Source organism: Microbulbifer mixtoriginis (SeqCode) (assembly GCF_052466765.1).
Map to the genome: position 1 here is coordinate 2,383,099 of NZ_CP174289.1, position 23,937 is coordinate 2,407,035.

The following is a 23,937-nucleotide window of genomic DNA, read 5'->3' on the forward strand; positions in this document are numbered from 1 at the left end:
CGTGGAATACCTGTCCCCCAAAACCCTGGCCAGTTGTCGCGACCTGGTGTGGCTGTCGCGGCATATCGCCGAGGGCGTGATGCTCGGTGTGCAACACAGCCAGCGCCGTGGCACCGGTCTGGAATTTCACCAATACCGAGGCTATCAAGCGGGTGATTCCATCCGCCATATCGACTGGAAACTGTTCGCCCGCAGTGATCGCTACTACGTGCGCGAGACCGAGCAGGAGAGTCGTATGCACGTGTGCTTTGTGCTCGATACCAGCGCCTCCCAGGGCCAGGCAAGCTTTGTCGAGCCCAGCCTGAATAAACTGCATTACGCCAAGTGCTGGATTGCCAGCCTATGCTGGCTGCTCAACGCCCAGGGAGACAGCTATTCCCTATTGGCGTTTAACAGCAGTCGGACGGTTTATGTGCCCGAAGGCCAGGGCGAGAGCCACCAGCGTCAAATCGCCCTTCAGCTACAACAACTCGACGCCAGCGACCACTGGCCAGATCGCGCTCAACTGGCGCCGCTGTGGCAATACTTTGAACGCCCTTGTCAGGTGGTGTTGCTGAGTGATTTTTTTCAACAGGGCAATGAGATCGGCGATTTTGCTGCACGCTTGCATGCCGCCGGCCGCCCCTGCCTGCCACTGCAATTGTTAGTTGAGGCAGAGCAGACTTTTCCTTTTGGCGGAGAGCTAAAGCTGCTCAATCCAGAAGTAAGCGCCATTACTCCCGCAACTTTAGAAGTGGACGCCGAGCGGCAACGCCAGTCTTACCTGGATGCTTTTACTCAAGCACAGAGCGAGTTAAAAGCGCGCTTTGCCACACTGGAGTGTTCACTACAGACCGACCTTATCGAGCAGCCTGTGGAAAAGTCATTGCAGCAATTTATTCAACTGCACGGCAGGTTGTGCTGAGATGTTGTGGATAAATAACTTATTTCAATCCCCACAGTGGCTATGGCTATTCACAGCCCTGATTATCCCTATCGCCATTCATTTGCTACGCCGAAGTAATCCACAGCAGATCTCCTTTGCTGCGCTGCAATGGGTACAAAGATATTCACAGAGTCGCGCGCGCCGCCCTATTGTGGATAACAAGTGGCTGCTGCTATTGCGCCTGCTAATCGTCGCCCTGCTAGCAAGTTTGTTGGCACAGCCGCTGATTAAACGGGAAATTTATCCCCAAGAGGGCGTGATACTGGTAGACCCCAGAATTGGGGCGGGCGAAGCGAATACATTTATCCACAATTCACTGCCACAGCTTGTCGGGGAAGGTTATAAAGTGCTGTGGTTATCCCCAGAAACACCCTCAGTAACCTCACCCCCACCACAAAATGTGGACCTGTGGAAAACTCTATCGGTACTATCACGCCGGGCGGATTTGCGCAGGGCTCATATCCTGTTGATAAACAACGGGGTTCCAGCATCCCACCAGGCACTGAGAGTCAGCCCCCACTGGCAGTGGCACAGCCTTGATAAACCATCCACAGATCGGAAACCGGTATTACCGAGTATCGCTTTAATCGGCAAAGCGCCCAGCTGGTGGGCGCCAGTGCTGGAAGACTGGCACAGCAATATGCCGGGACTATCGGTGCATATTCAGGAACAAGAAGAGACCCCCAATGCCGAGCAGACAGATTGGTTGATCTACACAGGCCTCGCTCCTCTGCCACAAGCCGTGCTGGAATTTGTTACAGATGGGGGCCTGTTAATCACCGACAACAGTATCCCCCCTGCCGATAATCTCAACTTCGTTGCTGTGGATAACAGCCAGTCAGCTCAGGCGGCCTCAGTGGGACGGGGAAGTTGGCTGCGCTACGAAAGTGACTGGTATAGCGAAGCCTTTTATCGCCGCGCAGATTTACCTGAACGCTTATGGCAGCAGTGGTCTGGGCAAGACTGGGATCTGCAACACCAAAATCGTGGCTATTGGTCTGCCAATAAAAAAGTAGTGGCAGACATAGCTGGGGCAGGCCTTCCTGTAGAAGACAGCGAGGTGGAAAATCGCCGTATTGAACAACTACAACCCTGGTTAATTATCGCCCTACTGTTACTTCTGGCCTTTGAACGCCTAATTGCCCTATCGCGACCTCCAGCCATCATGGCGACCGATAGTAATCGGGATGGGGAGGCCAACTTTGGATAAGTACCAGTTAACCCTTAACGCTGTGCGCAGGCGCTGGCAACTGACAGCTCTGCGGCCCTATCTCTGGCTCGCCACTGGCCTCAGCCTTCTGGCCGGCTTGGGTATCTTTATATTCGGTTGGCCCCAGTGGCTATTGCCCGCCTGGCTCGGGATTATTGTTGTAGCGATACTGCTAGATCGCAGCTGGCGCCCAAGCCCCGAGCGCCTGTGTCGACAGTTGGATGGACAATATCCACAGCTGCAAGACAGCAGCCAGTTGCTTAGCCAACAGAAAACCAACCTAAGTCCATTGCAGCAATTACAGCGCACGCGTATCGAAACAGCGCTGCAACAACTGCTGGAAAGTGGCGACCGGCCGTCTTTCGGTCCAAAAAAACTCCGCAGTGCCCTGACAAATGCTTTTGGTGCCTGCCTGGGGCTATTGTTATTTGTACTGAGCGATTCTCACTTAACCGGGGATAAAACTGAGACCACACAACAAAATACGGCTATTCCCGTTGCCGAAAAGCTCGCCATAACGCGCGCGGCAACCCATATCCAGCCGCCCGCCTACTCTGGGATCGCAGCTGACAGCCAATCCCTACAAGTCGATGTGCCGGAGCAGTCCAAGGTCGAGTGGCAACTTGAATTGAATCAGCCGGTGCAAGGGCTGGAAATGCTGGCCGAGGCTGAGCGCTTCGCCTTTTCTCCACTAGGTGATCTGCCCAGTACAAAATGGCAATTACAACGCACTATCGCTAAGGCAGACTTTTACCAGCTCTCAGTGCAACTCGCGGAAAGCCAAATACTTTTGCCGGAAATCCATAATATTCGAGTGCAAAAAGACAGTGCCCCGGAGTTTACCTTTGAGGCACCCAGCCTGCGCGTCGATACCATTCAGGGGAGCACCCAGGGTATTCCCGTGAAAGTAATCATTAATGATGATTACCAGGTGAGTTCTGCGGATTTATTGGTCACCCTCGCCAGCGGCACCGGGGAAAATTTACGTTTTCGCGAAGAGCGTATTGCACTCACCAGTTTGCAATCCACTGCTTTATCAACAACCCCCTCGGAAGATAAGAAAGCAGCTCGCTACGATTTCATCCTACCCATCCACCAGTTTTCCATGGAAGCGGGAGATGAACTCTACTGGTATCTGGAGGCCAGGGATAACCGCGAGCCCAGCGCCAACGTTGCCAAGAGCCAACACTTTATCTTGCGCTGGCCGCAAGAAGAGATTTTCGGGCTGAGTGACAGCGAGGGGATGGCGATTAAGATATTACCGGAGTACTTCCGCAGCCAACGCCAGCTGATTATTGACACCGAGGCCTTGCTAGCCGAGCGAGAGCAGCTGCATCCACAGGAGTTTCGCAAACGCTCCGAGGGTTTAGCCTATGAACAGAATTTGCTGCGCATGCGCTACGGCCGTTTTCTCGGCGAAGAGGATTCGGAAGCGGAGCATTCTGGCGCAGAGAGCGAGAAGCACGATGATAAAGAAGAATCCGAACACGGCCATAGCCACGATCACACAGAACAAGGTGAGCACCAGTCACATGGCGAAGAAAATGCCACTCCCTTTGCACAGCAAGACTCCCATTTCCAACAGGCAGAGCGCATAGCTGCTTCTGCCGGACACCGGCATGACAGCTCAGAGCATGCCACCCTGTTTGATCCCCAAACCAAGGAGCTACTGCGCAATGCGCTGAATGCCATGTGGAGGTCCTGGCGCGACCTGTCGGTTATAGAGCCCCAAGCTTCCCTGCCCCATCAGCACCGGGCTCTGCGGTTTATCAAGGAAGTACAGCAGGCTTCGCGTATTTACTTACAAAGAGTCGGCTTCGAGGCGCCCCCCATTGACGAAAGCCGCCGGCTTAGCGGTGAACGGGAAGACGTAGCGCCAGAAAGTGTCGACAGTGCCTTTGAACAAAAACAAAGAGCACAGGTGCTCGCCCTAATGGCCCAAGTAGACTCTGGCGCCGAACTCGATACCGATCTGCTGGTGCAGATAAATGAGCTAGCCGCAGAGCAATCATTAGATCTCGGCCTGGAACTGTCCAAACAGCTGCGTTTATACCAGCAGCGCCACCAGCAACCGAATTGCATTGATTGCACAAACTCCCTGAATCAGCTGCTCTATCAGCTACTGCCAGCACCGAAATCTGCGCCTTCACTGCCTTTGCAAACTGAGGCCGACGGCCATTTCAGCCGTTGGCTGCACCAGCAAGGGGAGAAGTCATTGTGATTGATTTCTTGATACCTGGCCTGTGCCTATTGGCCTGTTTTACATCATTGGTATTGTTGCGCCGCCGAGGCGCCAAGCCGTTTGACTATGGCCTGCAACTGGCAATTTGGTTGAGTGCCTGGATGCTCTGGCAGCCGCCGGCGATCATTCCCGCCGAGCGCAATATCTCTATCAACAGCAAACAGCTGGCGAGTTCACATCCAATAAATCTCAATGGTGTGGAATATATCTCTCTCAATGGGGAGCCACTCGGCCGCGACAAACTTCGGGACCTGGCACCGGTGCGTCTGGAGTTATCGAAGATCCTGGAATCTGATGGCCGCTGGGAATTGGACTGGCAGCGGCGAATTACCTTGGGTGATTCTTTAAAATTAAAGGTTCACAACAACCAGCCACTGACTGAAAACCTACAAATTAGTCTGCTCAATCCCTACGGCCATATTGAAGACAGTCTTGAGCTGAAAGTGGGAGAAGCAATTCAGGCACAACTCACTGCCACTCCAAAACTCGCAGGCCCCCAGCTATACCGCGTACAGACGGAAAGCGAAGCAGGCGAAACCCATACAGATCCCTTACCCATATTGGTGCGAGAACCACTCCAACCCAAGTTATTACTGTGGCTGGCACGCCCCTCTTTTGAGACGGCAGCCCTCTCTCGCTGGCTGCGCCAATCCGGTGTAGCAGCACAAGTGATGACCCAGTTGGCACCTGAAATCATAAGAAAAGAAACTCTCAACGGCCTTCCACTTACCGGGTCTGCAGATTTATTCACGAATGAAAGTCCCTTCGATTTAGTGATACTCGACAGCAGTTTGTGGCCACAATTTTCCGCTCTGCAAAAGCGTCAGCTCAACGAGCTGGCCACTACAAAGTCACTGTTATGGTTAGTCAGTGGCGATAGCTCTGAAGAGTTTCTCCAATACGCCGCTAGCCAATCCATGCCTCTGCAAAGGAGGGAAACTACTCATTTACACTCCGGCTTTGGCTACCAAAAAGCGCACAATGCGGAAATTCCCCCATTGCGTAATCTTGGCTTCAAAGTCACACAGCCCGGCTCCTACGACTTTTTACTGGGCAATGGAGAGTCCCCACTTTTCTGGGGGCGTTCAACCCAGACTCAGCACTTGGGTTTTACTCTATTTAGCGACAGCCACCGCTGGCTAACCAGTGGGTTGGCTACTGAATTCGCCAGCCTGTGGAAGTCCATTATTGATTACCAACTTAGGCATTTGGGTAGTCAGCAGCCAGTAATCCTCTCCAATGAGTTACCGCGTACACAAGAACGCATCACCCTTTGCAGCCCACTTTTTTCTGATCAGAGACCAATATTATTAAGCTCCCAAGAAAACTCCCTACCCATCAGTGGTGTCGCCGTAAGTAGTAATTCCCAGGGCCAGTGCTACAGCTTCTGGCCACAGGGTTCTGGCTGGCATCAGCTTAAGACGGATTTGAAGGGCGAAGCGACATTGGATTTCTATATCTTTGCCAAGGAGGACTGGCCTCAGTGGCAGCAGTCTGTAAATGCCAAAGAGACCCGACAAATGGCCACCGCACGCTTGGGACCAATAGCTAATATCCACACGAGTAAAGAACCGATAGAACGCCAGTGGCCGGCCCTAATTTTGCTGTTATTGGTATGCACAAGCTGGTGGCGGGAGCGTAGAATCTTGAACAGGCCGTTATCTTGAAGACTTCGCGGAGGGTTTATTACCCGGCTGTGCCTCCTGCTTGGGGAAAATCAGCTGGTCGACGGGATAACCCATCGCCTTAGCTTTCTGTAAAAACCGCTCCAGTACATCCTTGGGCATAGTCGGGGTGCGGGACAATATCCACAGATAGGATTTGTTATAGCCGGAAACCATCGCATATTGATAATCGCCTGCCAGGGCAATCACGATATAGGAAGAATAGAAGGGCCCAAGGAAAGAAACTTTCAAGTGTCCTACATCTTTTGCGCCAACAAACTCAGCCTTCCCTCTCGCCAATTGCCAATCATCACGCGCTTGTGAATAACCGGTATTCACCACTGCAACAGAGCCATCGGGGTTGAGGGTGTAGTCCGCTGTTACCAGGGTCAGGCCGCGTTCGAAAGAGTGGTCCAAGCGGGCTATCTCATACCAGTGGCCTAAATAGCGCTGAAGCTGGAAATTCTGTACTGGCTCAACCCCCTCCGGCACTCGTGTACAGGCACCTAGCCACAGGAAGGAAAACAGTAGTACTCCCAGCGAAAACCGCTTCATCTAGCCACTCCCAGCAAATTCACCCTCGAATCAAAATAGAAGGTAAGGGTTTCACAAGGTCAGGATAGTTTCGGGAGCCTGTATTTCACCCATAAAAAAACCACCGCAAAGGTGGTTTTTTTATCGCTGGGCTGGCCAACTTATTTTTCGACGAAAGCGCGCTCAATCACATACTCGTGCGGTACACCTGCGCGGGTCTCCTTGAATCCCCAGTCATCTAGGATGTTGGTGAGATCTTTCAGCATTGCCGGGCTGCCGCACAACATAAAGCGGTCTTCCTCGACATTCGGCTTGGGCACATCGAGATCTGTAAAGAGCTTACCGGTCAGCATCAAGTCGGTCAGGCGGCCGGTATTACGGTAAGGCTCACGAGTTACAGTGGGGTAGTAGAGCAGCTGCTCACGCACCATCTCACCAAAATACTCATGCTCAGGTAGCTCATTCTCGATCTGTTCCTGATAAGCCAGCTCAGAGACATAGCGCACCCCGTGGGTAAGAATCACTTGGTCGAAACGCTCGTAGACAGTGGGGTCTTTAATAATGCTCATGAAAGGTGCCAAACCAGTACCCGTAGACAGCAACCACAGACGCTTGCCAGGTAACAGGTGATCCGCAACCAAAGTACCGGTGGGCTTCTGGCTCACATAGATCTCATCGCCCGGCACAATCTTCTGCAGACGAGAAGTCAGGGGACCGTCGGGTACCTTGATGCTGAAGAATTCCAGCTCATCTTCGTAGTTGGCACTGGCAATGGAGTAGGCACGCAGCAGTGGACGGCCGTTGTCCTGCTGCAGACCGATCATCGTGAAATGTCCGTTCTCAAAGCGAAAACCCGAATCTCGGGTGGTCTTAAAGCTAAACAGCGTGTCGTTCCAGTGATGGACATCCAACACCTTCTCTATATTCAATTTGGACATAAACTTAAAACCGGTTATTCCACGAGTCTCTTGATAGTTGAATTTTAGCCCTGGAAGATCTATTGGCAAAGTGGGATATTTCGATATTCCTTATCTATTTTAACGATTAAGTGGAGAATTCCCTTTGCGCTATACCTTGCGCCAACTGGAGGTATTCCTGGCCTGTGCCCACCACGAGAATGTGAGCCGCGCGGCAGAGAGCCTGAGCATGTCCCAGTCTGCCGCCTCCACCGCCCTAAAAGAGTTCGAACAACAGTTTGAGCTGCGCTTATTCGAGCGCACCGGCAAGCGCCTGCGCCTGAATGAGCTGGGTAGGCAACTATGGCCCAAGGCGGAGGAACTGCTGGAACGGGCACAGGAATTAGAACAGAGCCTGGCCAGTCATCGCGATCTGGGCCGCCTAAAAATAGGGGCAACCCTAACCATCGGCAATTACCTGGCTGCGAACGTAATGGCGCGCTACATGGAGGAGCAACCCGGCACACGCGTGGAGCTGGAGGTCGCCAATACCTCGGCAATTACCGAGCGGGTGCTCAACTTTGAGCTGGATCTTGGACTTATTGAGGGTGAATTTAATCACCCGGATCTGGAGATGATTCCCTGGCGTAGTGATGAATTAGTCGTCTTTTGCGCCCCCTCTCACCCCCTGGCCAAACGCAAGCGCCTGACAGACAAAGATCTGCTCAAAGCCACCTGGATTACCCGGGAACCTGGCTCCGGCACACGTCAGACTTTTGAGCGTGCAATGGTCGGACTACTACCAAAACTCCATATTTTGTTGGAGCTTCAGCATACAGAGGCCATTAAGCGAGCGGTGGAAGCTGGGCTCGGTATCAGCTGCCTATCTAGAGTCTCTTTAGCTGATGCCCTGAAGCGGGGTTCATTGATCGAATTGCCGGTATCGCAGAGAAATTTCCACAGAGAATTTTATTTCGCCCTACATCGACAAAAATATAGAAGTACGGGGATTGAGCGATGGTTGGAGTTATGCCAATCCATCGAAATCAATTAAATGAACCCTCAATGAGATTGAGTTTTCCGAGTACTGCGGCAGCAACTACTAAAATTTAGCTTTTGACGGCAATATACATTTGTCAGTGTCGAGAAATTTAAAGATGACTGATGGGTATAAAATGAATATTGAGTTCCGCTATATTACTTTTCAGTGAAAAATTCTCTGTCCTAAAGTTCGTTTAACCACTATTGTCAGGCTTTCTTATCTGGTAAATTATCGCGCATAAAAATTCGACAATTTATCAATTTGGCTACATCTGTATACTTCCTGGCAGTTGTAATATTCCTTTGAGGCAATATGAATATCAGCGGATTTAAAGTCGTACTAGCTGGTACAATTTTAAGTATCTCTTCTTTAGCAATGGCAAAAGATATCATTAAGATCCATTCAGCAGCTCACTATCATGATGAGAAAGTAATTGCTGCCAATATACTTAGTGAATGCCCAAATCTCGGCTCTCAGTTTTCTAATTCGACCCAGAAGTTTCTTAGTAAATATGGATACTATATCTCTTCAACGTCTGAACTAAATCCTCAGTCAGAGGGCTATAGTCTCAAACTAAGTATTCTAAATGCCCTGAGTTCTGGTAACGCTTGGTTAGGACATAGAAAGTCGGTATCTATTGAGGCGGAACTTTACAATAATGGAAAATTAGTAGACAGTTTTACTAATACTAGAAATTCTAGCGGTGGATTTGGTGCAAATTTTAAAAACTCTTGCCAAGTACTCCAACGCTGTGTTCATACACTTGGTAATGATGTAGCGAAGTGGATGAAGAAAAACCACGAAATTTGATCCTAAAACTACCAACAGGATATTTAAATGAAAAATTTTAAGAAAATATTGTTCTCTGCGGCTTTTGCATTAACTCTCGCTGGCTGCACCAGTAATCCAGTCATGAATATCCAAGAAAGAAGTATTCCTGACCGCCTTGATGGTTCTGCACAAACTCAGGATACCATTAAAAAATCAATTATCGCGGGATGTATAGCAAGAAACTGGACTTGTCGTGAGGTCGCCCCTGGACAAATAATCGCTTCAATTAATGTTCGCAAACATCACGCTGAGGCAGATATCAAATACGATATGGATAATTATAGTATTACTTATAAAGATAGCGACCTGCTTGATTACAATGAAAAATACTATACTATCCACAGAAATTACAATCGCTGGGTACGTAACTTGAATGATGCGATTATTAAGCAGTTATCAATTTAAAGCTTAAGCATTCTCCCAATGATATCTATCATTGGGAAAATACGAGTATTTTTTAAAGCCTTATGCCAACATTTAAGACAAATGGCATATCTATACCATCATTTTCATCAAACAAATTAGCATTTGAAAAGTGCTTCCAAGATACCATTAGTACCAGATCCTCCTTTTTCCTCCAGTTAATTCTTGCGCCATAACCCACCTGCGCCTGAAAAGAAAAGTTGTTCTCTTGGTGTCGATCGCCTAAATAGTTACTGGATATATAACTGGGGCCCAATGCTCGAACAAAGAAAAAGGGTTGCCCCCAACTTCTTTGCCTTGGGTACAGATTTAACTGCGGGTAAATGGAAAAAGCCCTTATGCGTTTATTTTCATCCGCACTAGTACTAATTTCTGTGTAACTTACACCTATATCAATATACTGCCGATAGCTCTTTTCAAACGTTTTAAAGGAGTAGTCTAAGCCAAAGGTCTTGTTATTTTGTTTTGAATCCGGCTGTGGTCCACCACCAAAACTCAACAACAAATCGTCAGCTAATACTGGCTGAGCCAAGAAAATTATTGAAACTACAGCCAGTATCCACTTCATCTACGATCCCTTATTTAAAAGTCACTCATCTATTAATTAAGAAATTCTTTTAAATATTAATGAAGTATTAATTCCACCAAAGGCGAAATTATTACTCATGACATATTCTGTATCGATGTGCTTGCCAGGGCCTTGGATAAATTCCAAGTCAGCACAATCAGAATCAATCTCTGCCAAATTCATTGTGGGATGGAACCAACCATTGCGCATCATCTGGATACTTGTCCAAGCTTCCAAAGCGCCGCAGGCACCCAGCGTATGGCCGGTATAGCTCTTGAGGGAACTGATAGGCACAGCACGACCAAACGCATTGCGAGTCGCATGGCTCTCGGCGATATCTCCTCGGTCCGTGGCAGTACCATGTGCGCTGACATAACCTATCTCACTAGCATCTACACCAGATTGAGCTATAGCTTGCTCCAGAGCCACCTGCATAGTCCCCGACTGGGGTTGAGTAACATGGCTACCGTCAGAATTTGTACCAAAGCCAACAACTTCCGCATAAATTCTGGCTCCACGTGCAACAGCATGCTCATACTCCTCCAGAATCAGCGTGCCAGCACCTTCACCGATCACCAATCCATCCCGGTTTCTATCAAAGGGACGTGGGGTCGCTTCAGGAGTATCATTTTTTGTAGAGGTAGCATAAAGCGTATCGAAAACTGCCGCCTCAGTTGCACACAGCTCCTCTGCACCACCGGCGACCATAATAGTTTGGCTACCATTGCGGATCGCTTCATAGGCATACCCAATTCCCTGGCTGCCAGAGGTACAAGCAGAGCTGGTGGTGTAAACCCGCCCACACAAACCAAAAAATACTCCGATATTGACCGCAGCCGTGTGAGACATCATTTTTATATAGCTGGTGGCATTAAGGCCGTCGGTGCGGTGATTTATCAACATATTGCCGAAATCAGCCACTGCTGACGGAGTGCCTGCTGACGAGCCATATGAAACTCCGACAGCTCCACTTTTGAGAATGGGGTCATCCAACAATCCCGCATCCTGAAGAGCAATTTCACTGGCGCGAACCGCCATTAATGAGACGCGCCCCATGCTGCGAACGCGTTTGCGATTGTAATGAGATGGCTTTTCAAAATCTTTTACTGGGGCACCAAGGCGAGTTTCAAGTCCCTCATACTTGTCCCAGTCCTCCATATAAACAATTCCGGAACGACGGCTCTGCAAAGACTCACTAACCGACTCCCAATCTTGGCCTATAGGAGATATTCCGGCCATTCCTGTAACAACAACACGCTTCATTAGCAGAGACCACCATTTACGGAAATAACTTGACGGGTAATGTAAGCAGCCCGCTCATGCATTAAAAAGGCTACAGTCGCTGCGACTTCTTCAGGCTTGCCCATTCTGCGGGCTGGAACCATTTTTAAAATGTCTTCAACCGGCAAATCTTCATCCAGCATATCGGTATCAATAAGACCCGGAGCAACACAATTAACGGTGATTTTTCGTTTCGCCAGCTCCAGTGCGAGCGCTTTACTCGCACCAATCAAACCAGCTTTAGACGCGGAATAGTTTACCTGTCCTCGATTTCCAGCGACGCCGGAGACTGAAGTCATCACAACTATTCGACCGGGAGCACGGCGTCTAACCATGGGCATAGTCAGCGGATGCAAGACATTGTAGAAACCATCTAGATTTGTGTGAACGACTGAATCCCAGTCCTCGGCAGGCATTGCGGGAAAAGCATTGTCAGCAGTTACACCTGCATTGCATACAACCCCATAGTAACAACCGTGTTCATCGACATCTTCTAGCAAAACATCTTTAGTTTGGTTCCGATCAGAAATATCAAACTGAAGAATTCTGCTTTTACTTCCTAGCTTGGCAATTTCCCCTGCAACCTCTTCAGCTTGGTCACGGCGGCTTCGGCAATGTAAAACGATATTATAACCATCTTCAGCTAACTGAAGGGCAATTGCCCGACCTATACCACGGCTTGAACCCGTAACTAAAATCCACTCAGACATTTAATTTCTACCCTTCAAATACTGTTCCACATTGTCCGGTTGATATACATTTAACCGCGCGCTTTGCTCGATGGAGGGGCCCTTTATTACACACTCAAATGTCGCCATGCCATTCTCAGCCTGCAGCAAACGCTGGACTTCAATCGTCAGTTCATCGCCACAGCGATAACTTTCAACATTTGACACAAATTTACGGGTACCCAATAGAAAGCCCAGGCGCACCTCTTCGCCCCGTTCCTTGGCGTGGTAACCGGAAAATGCCGCTATTGACTGGGCCATATACTCAATTCCCACATAGGCGGGAACACGACCGTTGCGAGAAAAAATTCCGTCATCTCGGACCCGCAATTTTGCCAGCAGTTGTTCCTCATCTACTGAAACTACTTCATCGAGAAGTGACATATTTCCACTGTGTGGAACCAATTCTTCAGCAGTATATTTTTGCATATATTTTACCTCTGACTGCCCATAATTACCGAGCAGTTACTCCCACCAAACGCGAAGGAATTACTCATTACGTAGCGCAATCCTCCAGCAGCTTCTTGGCCCTGGCAAAGGTTCAGCCGCACAATCTCCGGATCATAATGCCCATCATACTGATGGGGGGGGAGTTGATCATTTTGCAGGGCAAGCCAGCAAAAGGCCGCTTCAAGTGCACCAGCAGCTCCCAATGTGTGCCCGGTTAAAGGTTTAGTGGAAGAGCAAGGCAGTTGGCTTCCAAACACCCTTTCAACGGCTAAAGCCTCCATAGAGTCATTTTGTGGTGTGCCCGTACCATGGAGATTTAGATAATCAATATCGCTTGCATCCAAGCTCGCATTTTCCAGTGCTCTGCGCATACAGGCCTCTGCACCGCGCCCCTCTGGATCTGGAGCCGACATATGGTGGGCATCAGACGTGGCAGCAACACCGGATAGAATCACAGGCCCAGGTTCTTTGGTCATCACAAATATTGCGCCAGCTTCCCCAAGATTAATACCATCCCGATTAACGCTGAAGGGGTTGATCTGGCCCGCACTAAGTGCCCCCAGGCTATGAAAGCCACGAATCGTCATGCCACAAAGAGAATCCACACCGCCAACAACCACAGCATCACAAACATTGGTAGAGAGAAGGCGCCGGGCACTGGCAAGGGCATTCGCACTGGATGAACACGCTGTAGAAACTGTAAGTTGTACGCCTTGCACACCCAGATACTTTGCGACAAAAGTACTAAGTCCTGCCATTTGCTGTTGAAGCCGGTAATTGTAACCAGTGTCTTTTTTACCACTGAGGTAAGATTCACCAGAATCGATCCCAGAAGTTGAAGTTCCCATAACCACTCCAACTCGGCTTGTACCATATCTTTCAACAAGACTACCGATTTCTGATTCGATTTGGCCCAGTGCAGCCAAAGCCAGCTGATTATTACGGCAGTGATAGGCTTGTAGCGAACTCGGTAATTCTGGCAACTTCTCCTGCACAATACCCAGGTTTCCCTGATAGTTTAATAATCGGTTTTCATCCGGTCGCATAAAAGAGCTATCACCGCTAAAAAGGGGTTTAGCTACCGATTCAGCAGAATTTCCCAGGGTACAGATGATGCCCATATGATTAAGATAGAAATTAGTCATACCTAAAAATTCCTGATGCTTAACCTGTAACCAAGTCGTTTGTGCTCAAGCTCAACTTGTGCTTCCCAAATATCATTAGTACTGTAGCGCGCCTCTGTACTTATTTCTCCATTGTGGAAGAGCTGACGGATATAATTCCCCTCAACTACGGACTCTTGCAACTTCCAACCAACAGGTAATTGTTTCTGCAGCTGAGTAACTGGCCAATAGACAAACTGAATGTCTGCTAACAGTTTTTCAGGTGGCAGACTTGCCGCTCTACGCATGTAGTGATGAGTGCTGATCTCATTACCATCATATGCAATATCTAACAAACTCATACCTTCAGGGCTGAGAAGCGAAACCCTCATGTTCTCTGAAGAGAGCAAGGTGGCCGCAATCACTTCGTACACATTGTTTTGATAAACAATACGCAAATGTTGATTCATCTGACGCGGTTGCTCAGCTAAAAGAGGCGCCAAAGACCAGCCTTCAGACTTATCTTTTTCCACCCTTGGGGAAATACAACCCACCAGAGTAAAGATACTAAAATAAAGCACTAACCAGCGGAGCATATTTCCACCAGTGTATTCAATCTACGCTCAGCAGCAGCAACAAACGGATTTTTCTTATCCCAGGCATAACCTGCCAAAATTGAGCAAATCATTCCTTTGATTTCTTTTTGCTCAGTTTGATAAAAAATCACATCCTGAAAACGGCCATCATACCAAGCCTTTACATACGTTTTAAAAACTTCAACACCCTGCTTTAAAGGCACAGAAAACTCTTTGTCCCAATCAACGCTCTCTCCAGAGAGTTGACGGTGTAAACATTCAGCGGCTAACTCTGAAGACTTCATTGCGATGGTAACGCCTGAAGAAAATACTGGATCAAGGAATTCACCAGCATTTCCCAAAAGAGCAAAGCCTGGACCTGCCAGCTTGGTTACATTGCTTGAATATCCACGAATACGTTGAATCTCGGTATCAAATTTTGCGTTGTATAAAGTTTTTGCCAACTCTGGTGCGGCCGAAATAGCACCTTTCAGGATCTGTTCTGGATCCTGACCCCAAGCCGCGATCTTTTCCTTCTCACCAACAACGCCAACAGAAGCTCTGCCATCGGCGAAAGGTATCAACCAATACCAAATATCTCTCTCATTGGGATTGACTGTGATAAGTATTTTATCTCTGTCAAAATTACTATCAGTAATATTGTCCTCTACATGTGTGAATACTGATTCACGTTCAGGAAACTCTGATGGACGATTCAGGTCCAGTAATCTTGGTAGAACTCGTCCAAAACCACTTGCATCCAGAACAAAACGGCCCTGGAAGGCAAGCTCTTCGCCATTGTGTTCTGCAATCAGTTCCGCACCATTTTCGGCAATATCCGCTGATACAATAGAATGACGATAATAAATCTTTACTCCCTGCCGCTCAGCTTCATCGGCCAGTATTTTGTCAAACTTGGCGCGCTGTACCTGGAAAGTTGTGCCATGCCCAGGTGTGAATTTTTCACGAAAATCAAATGAAGTACGGGCACCATCCCATTCAAAAGCAGCACCATTTTTAAATTGGAAGCCTGCGGATTTTACTGCCTCCAACATATCTGCGTTTTCAAGAGATTCCATACACTGTGCCAGTAAACTCTCGCCGATAGAGAAGCGAGGGAACATCTCTCGTTCAACGATCGATACACTCCAGCCATTTTTAGCCAACAAAGCACCGGCTACAGCTCCAGCAGGTCCGGCACCAATAATAACAACGTCAGACTTAATTTCTTTCATTGGCTAATATCCCTTACCCCGTGTACAAAAAAATAGAAATGCCAACAACAAAGTTAATACTGTGCCCACAGCCAGCACTAACCCAAAATTTGCAATCGCCGGTGTGCCAGACAATGCTAGCAAACCAAACCCTAAAAAAGTTGTTAACCCAGCCATAGCTATCGCCAGCAGGGTATAATGCTGCTCTGCTTTCCGGCTTGTATGGCTAAATATTGCGTAATCTATACCAATTCCAAAGACAAGTAATAAAGCCGCAACATGAAATAAATTAATTGCTGATCCCTGTAAAATCACTATCGCCAGGGTGCCTAGCACTGCGCTGGATGGAAGTGCAACTATACTTAAGGCTTGCTTTATTCCTGTTTTAGTTGCAGTTACCAGAAATACAACAATGAATATTAATGGAAGTAATTGCAGCAACAGATCACGCTGTTGTGACATCACATTAGAGATACTTCTGGTAGTATCGACATAGGTTACTCCAGGCAGTAACTCTAAAGATGACAAATCTTCTTTTAAACCATAAATACGAACCACAGAATAACAGTGATTATTTTCACAACCCAACCATAGTCCTTTATATTGCCGACCTGAAACTGGCAACCATTCAGAGAAGTTAAAGGTAGTGAATGGCTGTATTTTAGAACTTAACTGCTGGTTAATATCTTGTGCAGAATAACCCAATTGCTGATAAAAAGATCTGACAGCATCCCCACTGTAAAACTTCGACAATAACTTCCAGTCAGCTTCTTGAACCTCTTTTGGAGGTACCCGGTTGGTTACCCCCTGAAAACCACTAATAATTTCCTTTTCTACTAAATAGTCCAGTTGATTTCTAAGTTCCCACTCCCGTGTTAATACTTGTTGCTCATCTTCACCAAAAACCAGAAAGTAACGGGAATCCGGCCGGGATCTAATCAGAGAATTTAGATCTATTTCATCTTGTGTAAGAAATTCTGGAGGCTGGTAAAACAGTTTTAGATCATCATTAAATTGAATTTTCTGAAGTGCCGCAGCTCCAAAAATCAACAGCCCAATCAATGGAAACAGGTAGTACTTAATATTGAGTTTAGGAAACTGACTGGAAAACGATAAAGGCCTATGCTTAATATTAATCCAGCCTGGGAATAGCAGGATTACAGTCAACCAAGCCCCTATTAAACCACAGCCGACAAAAACCCCTATTTGTTGTAAAAGCGGAAAGGGTGTTAATGCAAGAGAGAAAAATGCCAAGCAGCTTGATATCAAGCCCAGCAATAGCCCAGGTAATATATCCTTATCTTTTGGCTTGCCCAGCCGCAATCTATTACAAATAAAGTGAAATGCGTAATCGATTGCCAATCCAGAAACCGTTGTACCAAATACAAAAGCCAGTATATGAATTTGGCCCAAAATGATAATGACGCCAGATATGCCACTGGCCACGCCACATAGAATTGCGAATGTACAGGCTAGTAGAGGTTTTAATGAGCGAAAGACAACAATACATAGACAGCAAATAGCAAGGATCGAAAGGGAGCCAATCAGGCGTATTTCATCCTGTGCCATAGCAGCAGCATACTCTGTGTGCAGGGGGGCCCCAGCTACCAGCAGCGAATAACCATTTTTTTGGGCCCATTGTTTTAATTCTGACTGTAAAGAAAGAAGTGATATACCGCTCTCTCCAGCCAAATCTACCGGTGCGGCCAGTGTATAAAGCAGGGTAAAAGCTTTATGCCCCTCTGTATGTACCGGGATTCCATCAAAGACTTGTGGAGTAACTCCAATATCAGCGGTGAAGTAATTGAGAAAAGTTGAGAAAGTATCTTTCTCCAAATCAATTCCAGCGCCGTCAGGCCCGTATAATTTACTCAATTGACGCTGTATAAGTTCCTCTGGCGTAGCGTCTAATAACGCCCTATCTTCAGGGCTGAGTAGCTGTTGGCGCAGAGGAAAGAGCAGCTCCCACTCCTCTTTATAGCTTTCAGAATCGGCCCAACGATATTCAACAGACTCTAAAGATTTAGTGGCCTTTAGTTTCTGTGCCAACTCTTGGGTATGCCTGGCCAGACGTTGTGCTTCTTTTCCTTCAGAAACTAAAACCCAAATTAGACTTCCCTGTAATTGCTGACTGACTTTTTTCTGGATGCCAGCACTACTTACCGAGTCGGAGTTATTATCAGCTAATAACAAAATATCTGTTTGTAGCCAGCTAGATTGATAGCGTAATACAGTTATCCCAATAATTACACTAACAAAAGAAAGCCAAATAACAACTCGACGTGACATGAGATTATTTCTGGTTATCTTCTGAGAATTCACTCAGTAGTTGACTGTTATTAGCTTCAACTGAATGTAAATTCATAATATCTATTTCAGTAATTGCCATGTTGGCTTCGGCTAGTACTATTTTCCGAATCTTTTTGTCTCCCACGACTTCTATCGATTCAATAACCTTTCTAAAAGCCTCTTGCTTGGGAATTAAGTTAATTCGCCATTGCTCTTCTGCGATCTGTGGCCCCACCGTAAAAGTCTGATCCAGCTCGCTAAAATCACCATTGATAATCTTTAATAGAGGATCAGCTACATGATTTCCTACAATATTGCTATTGACCCGATTTCCGGAATCAACATCATCTAGTTTAAATATTCGATGGGATTCTATTGGATTCTCTATTCGCCAGCTTAATCCTAACTCTTCAGAAATAGCCAGGACGCCTGAAGAAACCAGAGGCCTGGGCAATTGGGGCAGCCTCTTTGTCTGGGAAAAAGTGCCAAGCATCTGTGGAGATGACACAATATTTTTCTCTATCTCCCGCAAAACCGCCTGCTGCTCCAAAGTCAAAGCAGAAGTTACTATGGAAAATAGAAAACAAATAAAAAATAAAACCAAACGCTTGGCAGTCATCACTAATTTACCCCCAATTTTTCCAGCAAAATTGGAGGCGATGCAAACAGCATTTCGGTACTGCTTATTTCGACAGCTACCTGTACGGTATGTCCTTTTGTTAAGCGTACACCGGTATCTCTATCGGTTATCGTATAATTGATCTTAAACCGATTTTCATATTCAGAAACCTCAGCGCGAATAACAATCCACTGCTGAAATCGCAAAGGCTTTGCATATCGTACACGCAAATCTATGACCGGCCAGGCAAAACCTGATTCCTTCATCTGCTGGTAGTTATATTCCAACTGATCAAACAATGCACATCGGGCTATTTCAAAGTACTTTGCATAATGCCCATGCCAGGCTATTTCCATCATATCCACATCGTGGAAAGGAATTTGTAGTTCAACTTGCGCCATCCATTTTTCAGGGCGCATAGGTTTATTAGTTTTCATATAAGCGCCAATGTCTTTGCTGAATTAATGAAACGAATTTTCTCAATGGCTGTTCAAGCTCTCTATCTTCCTCCAGAAAAGAAAATTCATCTCCTATCTGCCTGATTGTGGTATTAAGAGCGGTAGATAATTTTTCCAAATCCACTCCCCCACTACGAACTCGAAGCTGAATGCCCTGCCAAGCAACCATCAGTGCCGCTGCGGTCGTTTGCTCCGTTAACTGTAATACCCTGTTACAGTCCCTGGCAGCAATGGTGCCCATACTGACCTTATCCTGGTTATGACACTCCGTTGATCTGGAAAAAACACTTGCGGGCATGGTCTGCTTTAGTGCTTCAGCAGTCCAGGCACTCACACCAATTTGAACAGCCTTAAAGCCGTGGTTAATCGATCTTCGAGGCCCGGTTACACCTGAGAGGTTTGCCGGGAGCCCATTATTGAACTTAACGTCAACCAGTTGGGCTATTTGTCGATCCAGTAAATCAGAGAGATTTGCTACCGCATTCTTCAGGCTATCCATGGCGAAGGCTATATGCCCACCATAGAAGTGCCCACCATGAAGCACCCTCTCGTTTTCACCATCGATGATCGGGTTATCATTAGCACTGTTTAGTTCGTTATGAATAAACTGCTGGAGCCAGGGCAGAGAGTCCTGTAATACACCCACTACATGGGGAGCGCACCGAAGTGAATAGCGATCCTGCAATCGGCTATTTTGTCTTGGAGCGGCACCAACATTGAGATCGTCATGAATCCACTTTGCAATCTGGTTTTGACCGGGGTGTGGCTTCACTGCAAAAAGCGCGCTATCGAAATGGTAGGCATTGCCATCCAACGCAACGCTCATCATGGAGGTAATACGAGCACTCAGCTGTGCTAGATACTCTGCCCGTTTATAGGCTAAGCACGCTAAGCCAGTCATTGCGGCGGTGCCATTCATTATCGCCAAACCCTCTTTGGGGTACAGCTTTAATGGCTCAATCTGTAATTCATCGAATACCTCAGCAGTATCTCTCTGATGGCCTCGGTACCAAACTTTGCGCTCCCCGCACAAAACCGCAGCAACATAAGACAGTGGGGTCAAGTCGCCACTGGCTCCCACAGACCCCTCTTGGGGAATTACCGGAATAATGTCTTTCTGAAGTAACAGAACCAATTGCTGCAACAACCGAAATCGGACCCCTGAACTGCCCTTTGCAAGGCTGGCAATCCGGGCTGCGACAATCGCTCTACTCTGCTCAAGAGTAAAGACTTCCCCCATTCCACAACCATGGAAGGTAAATAATCGATGAGGTAACTCTTCCACCAGATCTGCAGGAATACTTTCGGTACAAGAATCACCATATCCAGTGGTTACTCCGTAGATCACACCTTCCTTCTGCCAAAGGCTATCTAGGAACTCGGCACCGCGATTTATCCTTGCGACAAAGCTCTCTTCATCAGATAGAGAGATATCGCCACGGCCAGCTGCAATGGTATTTACCTGATCAATAGATAGATCTGTGCCATCAAAGACTATTTGGGTTCGTTGTAGTACTGCTGAATTCATTTTTGTTGATCCCAGAACGGGTAAAAGTTATACCATTGCAAAGGTGCTATATGACAATAGCGCTCCAACCGTCGTGCAAACTCCTCGACAAGAGAGCGAATATGCCCTTCTCTGTCACCGCGTTTCATCACAACGCGATCGCAGAGTTTTTCCATATAGATATCGTATCCGGAAGTACTGCGCAGACAGAAAAGTGTGTACACCGGGCATTTGAGCAGCGCAGCAAGAATATAGGGCCCCTGGGGAAAAGGCGCTTTTCGCCCTAGGAATTCTGCCTCACAAGTGCGTCCCATAGAGTTAATCGGTGTTCTATCACCGACAATAACAACCAGCTCCCCAGCCTCAACAGCCTCGGAGAGTCGCATCGCTAAAGCGGGAGTTACTTCTGTCACCTGGATAAGCCGTACTTGACTCAGGGGATTGAGCATCTTCATCATGCGATTAAATTTCACCGCATGCTTTGTATGCACCAACACATTTACCCGTACCTTTGTCAGGCTGCCAAGTGCCCTGCAAACCTCCAGGTTCCCAAGGTGAGAGCCAATAATTAATCCACCCTGGCCACTAGCGGCCAACTGGTGAAGACCCGCTCTTTCTGGGAAATTTACCTGACTATCCGGGATACCCACAAACCAAGCTTCAAGCTTTTCTCTAGCACTGTTAGCAAAATTAAGGAAAATTTTAAATCCGGTTTTCCAATTCGGTTCTATACCGCTAGATGGGTAGCGTTTAGTGAATAATTCCAAGTACTCCTGGATCGAATTGCGGCCACTCTGATTTTTTAGGTAGTAGCATAAAACTACCGGGTATACCGCAACTTTAAAGGCAATCGGACCCAACCAGTGATGCAACCAGAATAAGAACTTGATACCCAGGAAAAAGCCTTGTTCCCGGTATTTTGACCAGTGTAAATTACTCACGCTTTTCGCCCTACTGTCGAAATACGCAGAGTTCTGGCCAACATGCCAAAAAATAGACGGGTGTGCATTGCCGATATATGGAAGTTATCCTTAAATCCCCGGAAATGGGAAACGCCATCTATTGGGTAGCTCACATTTACAGGTACCTGGCAGAGACCGCCTTTGCTCCAATACCACCGTACCAAGATCTCTGGATCAAAATCCATTCGATCACCGGTATACTCGTTATCTAACAAATCTACAGTTCGAGATAAGGGATAACAACGCAGCCCACACATGGAATCCTTAATCTCCAGAGAAAGAGTATTAATCCAGATCCATACATGAGTTAGATAGCGTCCCCACAAACGAACTTTAGGTACTGATTTATCGTATTGCGGATAGCCACAAATCAGTGAATCAGGGCACTTTCTGCTTTTCTCTAGGAATTGAGGTATATCAGCAGGGCTGTGTTGACCATCGGCATCGACTTGAATTCCATGACTATATCCAAGCGCTTTCGCAGCTCGCAGACCACTTTTTACCGCAGCACCTTTTCCACCATTAGCCTGGCGAACAACCAAGTGAACCCGCGGACCATAGCCCTGCTCTAAGCGTTGTAGTTCAATTCTACAGGGTTCATCACAGCCATCATCTACCAGAATGTAAGGCAGGTTAAAGTCATCCAGAGATGCTAGCGTCTCTGCGATTGCCCCCTCATGATTATAAACGGGTATTACAAAACAAAAGTTAGACATGGCTGAAGCACAATCTACCACTGCTATATTCTAAATTGCCATCTTGAGTGTTCCGAAAAGAATAATTTAATTTGTTCTTTTCCTGGCTGAACTCCAAAGATAAAGTGACAGCATCACCGGGCATCATTAATTGCTTAAATTTAATCACTTCCATTTGGGTAAACGTACTGCCGGCTTTTACAAGTGGGCGGCCAAAATGCATAGCCCAATCCAGCTGTACTACTCCCGGCACTACCGGTGAGCCTTCAAAATGACCATCCAAGCAAGGCAAATCGTCATTAACCGTAAAATTAACTTGACGAGCATTATCTAATATTTCGCTGCTAATAATCTGTGGCACCATTGCTGCCGGAATTTCATCAAAAAGTTGCATTAGCAGGTCTCTCGTTATTTTTCCCTGTAAGTTAGCGGGGATTTCATCAACAAAACGCCAAGAACGTGGCACAGCCACGCCATCAAGATCCTTGGCCAGGGTTTCTCTAAGTTTACGAACAAGAGAAGCCTTTCCTTTCTTTTGTAATAGTTCTTTCCCGGATTCCGTTAGTGTGGCAACAGCGGCAACTATTTTTCTTTTACGCTCCAGAACAAGTGCATTGGCTTTTACAATATATGAGCTTCCAACTAGTAGGGACTCAACTTGTGTAAGAGAAATTCTTTTCTCTTCAATCTTAACAATGCGATCAGCTCGTCCTTTGAGTTCGAACATACCATCTGTACTTATTTGTACTTTGTCCTGACAAATAAACTCCTTGGGCAACCACGGAGAAGAGACTTTGAGTAACCCATCGCTGTTTTTTGCAATGTTCACTCCCTTTAGTGGACTCCAACTTTTCTGACGCAATTGATTACGCCAGGCAATCCCCCCCGTTTCAGTGCTTCCATAGACCTCTATGGGCTGGATTCCACACAACTGATCAATCGCCTTTGCATCTACTTCCAGTAAAGGCCCCCCAGAAGAAAAGATATCTACTAAGGATTTTCCCAACGCCCATGGCCAGGAAGAAATACGGCGGCTTAACTGTGCAGGGCTTGCAACCCACACGGCAGGCCCCCACTTGTGGGCGTCTTGGAGTAATCCCACAATATCCACATATGTCTTACTAACAAATCGACGCCCGCTGGCTAGTGGCCACAGTAATTTAAACAGTAAGCCATATATATGCTGATGGCTTACAGTTGCCAAAGTAGTTGTATTAGCTACCCGGGGTGACCACTTAAGATTATGGGCCTTAACCTCATTGAGCAGTTGATATAAGGTTTTATCAACGGTTTGTGGTTCACCACTGCTTCCTGATGTGAATAATTGAATACCAGCATCAAAACAACTGGGAACAGAAAGCTCCTCTCTACATTGATCCGGAATATTTATACTAAATGCCGAGCTATCTTCCCAGCTGCCCAGTAATAGGGTTTGCTCACCCAGTTTTTGCTGGGTAAATCGCTTATTATTTGCCGGTATAACAACGACTTCACAACAAGACATAGCAGCAAAAAAGAGCAAGCTAAACTCGTAACTATCTTCACAGAAAATGGCAGCTCTTTTGAACCCAGTTTCGTTTAGGGATTTTTTTAGCTTTCGCTCAATAAATGCCAATTCACGTTTAAATTGGGCGAAAGAAATTTCCCCACGACTTGAATAGCTAACTATTGCTTGGTCATTCGAGTAACCAAACACTTGTTCAAACTGTACTTTGTCCACG

The 23,937-nt window shown here is 47.0% G+C and carries 23 protein-coding genes; 7 read left to right on the top strand and 16 right to left on the bottom strand.

Annotated features, from left to right (window positions below; genetic code table 11):
* Position 1 precedes the first annotated feature (1 nt).
* The 4 genes from ACJJIV_RS10500 to ACJJIV_RS10515 are packed head-to-tail and all read left to right on the top strand — an operon-like array spanning position 2 to position 6,044.
* Positions 2-904, top strand: a complete 903-nt coding sequence (locus tag ACJJIV_RS10500; RefSeq protein ID WP_444891655.1) for a DUF58 domain-containing protein — start codon at positions 2-4, stop codon at positions 902-904.
* Between the two features lies 1 nt (position 905).
* On the top strand, positions 906-2,135 hold the full coding sequence (locus tag ACJJIV_RS10505) for an N-terminal double-transmembrane domain-containing protein (RefSeq protein ID WP_444891656.1): 1,230 nt from the start codon (positions 906-908) through the stop codon (positions 2,133-2,135).
* On the top strand, positions 2,128-4,356 hold the full coding sequence (locus ACJJIV_RS10510; protein WP_444891657.1) for a hypothetical protein: 2,229 nt from the start codon (positions 2,128-2,130) through the stop codon (positions 4,354-4,356). Before ACJJIV_RS10505 ends, ACJJIV_RS10510 begins: the two co-directional genes overlap by 8 nt.
* Positions 4,353-6,044 carry a hypothetical protein gene (locus ACJJIV_RS10515; protein ID WP_444891658.1) on the top strand — a complete coding sequence of 564 codons (1,692 nt, stop codon included), beginning with the start codon at positions 4,353-4,355 and terminating at the stop codon, positions 6,042-6,044. Before ACJJIV_RS10510 ends, ACJJIV_RS10515 begins: the two co-directional genes overlap by 4 nt.
* Here the strand turns inward: ACJJIV_RS10515 and ACJJIV_RS10520 are convergent.
* Together ACJJIV_RS10520 and ACJJIV_RS10525 are read right to left on the bottom strand one after the other, a co-directional pair.
* Positions 6,036-6,596: a lipocalin family protein gene (locus ACJJIV_RS10520; protein WP_444891659.1), complete on the bottom strand. Its 561-nt coding sequence runs from the start codon at positions 6,594-6,596 to the stop codon at positions 6,036-6,038. The two genes, ACJJIV_RS10515 and ACJJIV_RS10520, sit on opposite strands and share 9 nt — an antisense overlap.
* Before the next feature lie 140 nt (positions 6,597-6,736).
* A complete protein-coding gene (locus tag ACJJIV_RS10525) occupies positions 6,737-7,513 on the bottom strand; it encodes a ferredoxin--NADP reductase (protein WP_252084055.1) in 777 nt (258 codons plus the stop codon).
* A gap of 124 nt (positions 7,514-7,637) precedes the next feature.
* Between ACJJIV_RS10525 and ACJJIV_RS10530 the strand changes: the two genes are divergently transcribed.
* The 3 genes from ACJJIV_RS10530 (at position 7,638) to ACJJIV_RS10540 (ending at position 9,749) form a co-directional block, all read left to right on the top strand.
* Positions 7,638-8,525, top strand: coding sequence for a LysR family transcriptional regulator (locus ACJJIV_RS10530; RefSeq protein ID WP_444891660.1), 888 nt, complete (start codon positions 7,638-7,640; stop codon positions 8,523-8,525).
* Between the two features lie 300 nt (positions 8,526-8,825).
* A complete protein-coding gene (locus ACJJIV_RS10535; protein WP_444891661.1) occupies positions 8,826-9,323 on the top strand; it encodes a hypothetical protein in 498 nt (165 codons plus the stop codon).
* A 27-nt stretch (positions 9,324-9,350) separates the two neighbouring features.
* Positions 9,351-9,749 carry an ApeA family protein gene (locus ACJJIV_RS10540; protein ID WP_444883332.1) on the top strand — a complete coding sequence of 133 codons (399 nt, stop codon included), beginning with the start codon at positions 9,351-9,353 and terminating at the stop codon, positions 9,747-9,749.
* 52 nt (positions 9,750-9,801) lie between these two features.
* Here ACJJIV_RS10540 and ACJJIV_RS10545 read toward each other — a convergent pair whose 3' ends face one another.
* The 14 genes from ACJJIV_RS10545 to ACJJIV_RS10610 are packed head-to-tail and all read right to left on the bottom strand — an operon-like array spanning position 9,802 to position 23,936.
* Positions 9,802-10,335, bottom strand: coding sequence for an acyloxyacyl hydrolase (locus tag ACJJIV_RS10545; RefSeq protein ID WP_444891662.1), 534 nt, complete (start codon positions 10,333-10,335; stop codon positions 9,802-9,804).
* Positions 10,336-10,371: 36 nt separating this feature from the next.
* Complete coding sequence (locus ACJJIV_RS10550) at positions 10,372-11,598, bottom strand: beta-ketoacyl-ACP synthase (RefSeq protein WP_252084050.1); 1,227 nt, start codon at positions 11,596-11,598, stop codon at positions 10,372-10,374.
* Complete coding sequence (fabG, locus tag ACJJIV_RS10555; RefSeq protein ID WP_252084049.1) at positions 11,598-12,326, bottom strand: 3-oxoacyl-ACP reductase FabG; 729 nt, start codon at positions 12,324-12,326, stop codon at positions 11,598-11,600. Before fabG ends, ACJJIV_RS10550 begins: the two co-directional genes overlap by 1 nt.
* Positions 12,327-12,773: a hotdog family protein gene (locus ACJJIV_RS10560; RefSeq protein WP_444883328.1), complete on the bottom strand. Its 447-nt coding sequence runs from the start codon at positions 12,771-12,773 to the stop codon at positions 12,327-12,329.
* 5 nt (positions 12,774-12,778) lie between these two features.
* Positions 12,779-13,939, bottom strand: coding sequence for a beta-ketoacyl-ACP synthase (locus ACJJIV_RS10565; protein ID WP_444891663.1), 1,161 nt, complete (start codon positions 13,937-13,939; stop codon positions 12,779-12,781).
* A gap of 2 nt (positions 13,940-13,941) precedes the next feature.
* Positions 13,942-14,493: an ApeN family LolB-like membrane protein gene (locus tag ACJJIV_RS10570; protein ID WP_444891664.1), complete on the bottom strand. Its 552-nt coding sequence runs from the start codon at positions 14,491-14,493 to the stop codon at positions 13,942-13,944.
* A complete protein-coding gene (locus ACJJIV_RS10575) occupies positions 14,478-15,707 on the bottom strand; it encodes an NAD(P)/FAD-dependent oxidoreductase (protein WP_444891665.1) in 1,230 nt (409 codons plus the stop codon). The genes ACJJIV_RS10570 and ACJJIV_RS10575 overlap by 16 nt, the downstream gene beginning before the upstream one ends.
* 3 nt (positions 15,708-15,710) lie before the next feature.
* Positions 15,711-17,975 carry an MMPL family transporter gene (locus ACJJIV_RS10580; RefSeq protein WP_444891666.1) on the bottom strand — a complete coding sequence of 755 codons (2,265 nt, stop codon included), beginning with the start codon at positions 17,973-17,975 and terminating at the stop codon, positions 15,711-15,713.
* Positions 17,976-17,979: 4 nt separating this feature from the next.
* A complete protein-coding gene (locus tag ACJJIV_RS10585; protein WP_444891667.1) occupies positions 17,980-18,597 on the bottom strand; it encodes a LolA family protein in 618 nt (205 codons plus the stop codon).
* Positions 18,597-19,031 (bottom strand): acyl-CoA thioesterase, encoded by a 435-nt coding sequence (locus ACJJIV_RS10590; RefSeq protein WP_444891668.1) that lies wholly within the window; start codon positions 19,029-19,031, stop codon positions 18,597-18,599. The genes ACJJIV_RS10585 and ACJJIV_RS10590 overlap by 1 nt, the downstream gene beginning before the upstream one ends.
* Positions 19,021-20,580 carry an HAL/PAL/TAL family ammonia-lyase gene (locus tag ACJJIV_RS10595; protein ID WP_444891669.1) on the bottom strand — a complete coding sequence of 520 codons (1,560 nt, stop codon included), beginning with the start codon at positions 20,578-20,580 and terminating at the stop codon, positions 19,021-19,023. Before ACJJIV_RS10595 ends, ACJJIV_RS10590 begins: the two co-directional genes overlap by 11 nt.
* Positions 20,577-21,500 carry a lysophospholipid acyltransferase family protein gene (locus ACJJIV_RS10600; protein ID WP_444891670.1) on the bottom strand — a complete coding sequence of 308 codons (924 nt, stop codon included), beginning with the start codon at positions 21,498-21,500 and terminating at the stop codon, positions 20,577-20,579. The genes ACJJIV_RS10595 and ACJJIV_RS10600 overlap by 4 nt, the downstream gene beginning before the upstream one ends.
* Positions 21,497-22,237 carry a glycosyltransferase family 2 protein gene (locus ACJJIV_RS10605; RefSeq protein WP_252084039.1) on the bottom strand — a complete coding sequence of 247 codons (741 nt, stop codon included), beginning with the start codon at positions 22,235-22,237 and terminating at the stop codon, positions 21,497-21,499. Before ACJJIV_RS10605 ends, ACJJIV_RS10600 begins: the two co-directional genes overlap by 4 nt.
* A complete protein-coding gene (locus ACJJIV_RS10610) occupies positions 22,230-23,936 on the bottom strand; it encodes an ApeI family dehydratase (RefSeq protein WP_252084038.1) in 1,707 nt (568 codons plus the stop codon). The genes ACJJIV_RS10605 and ACJJIV_RS10610 overlap by 8 nt, the downstream gene beginning before the upstream one ends.
* Position 23,937: the final 1 nt, after the last annotated feature.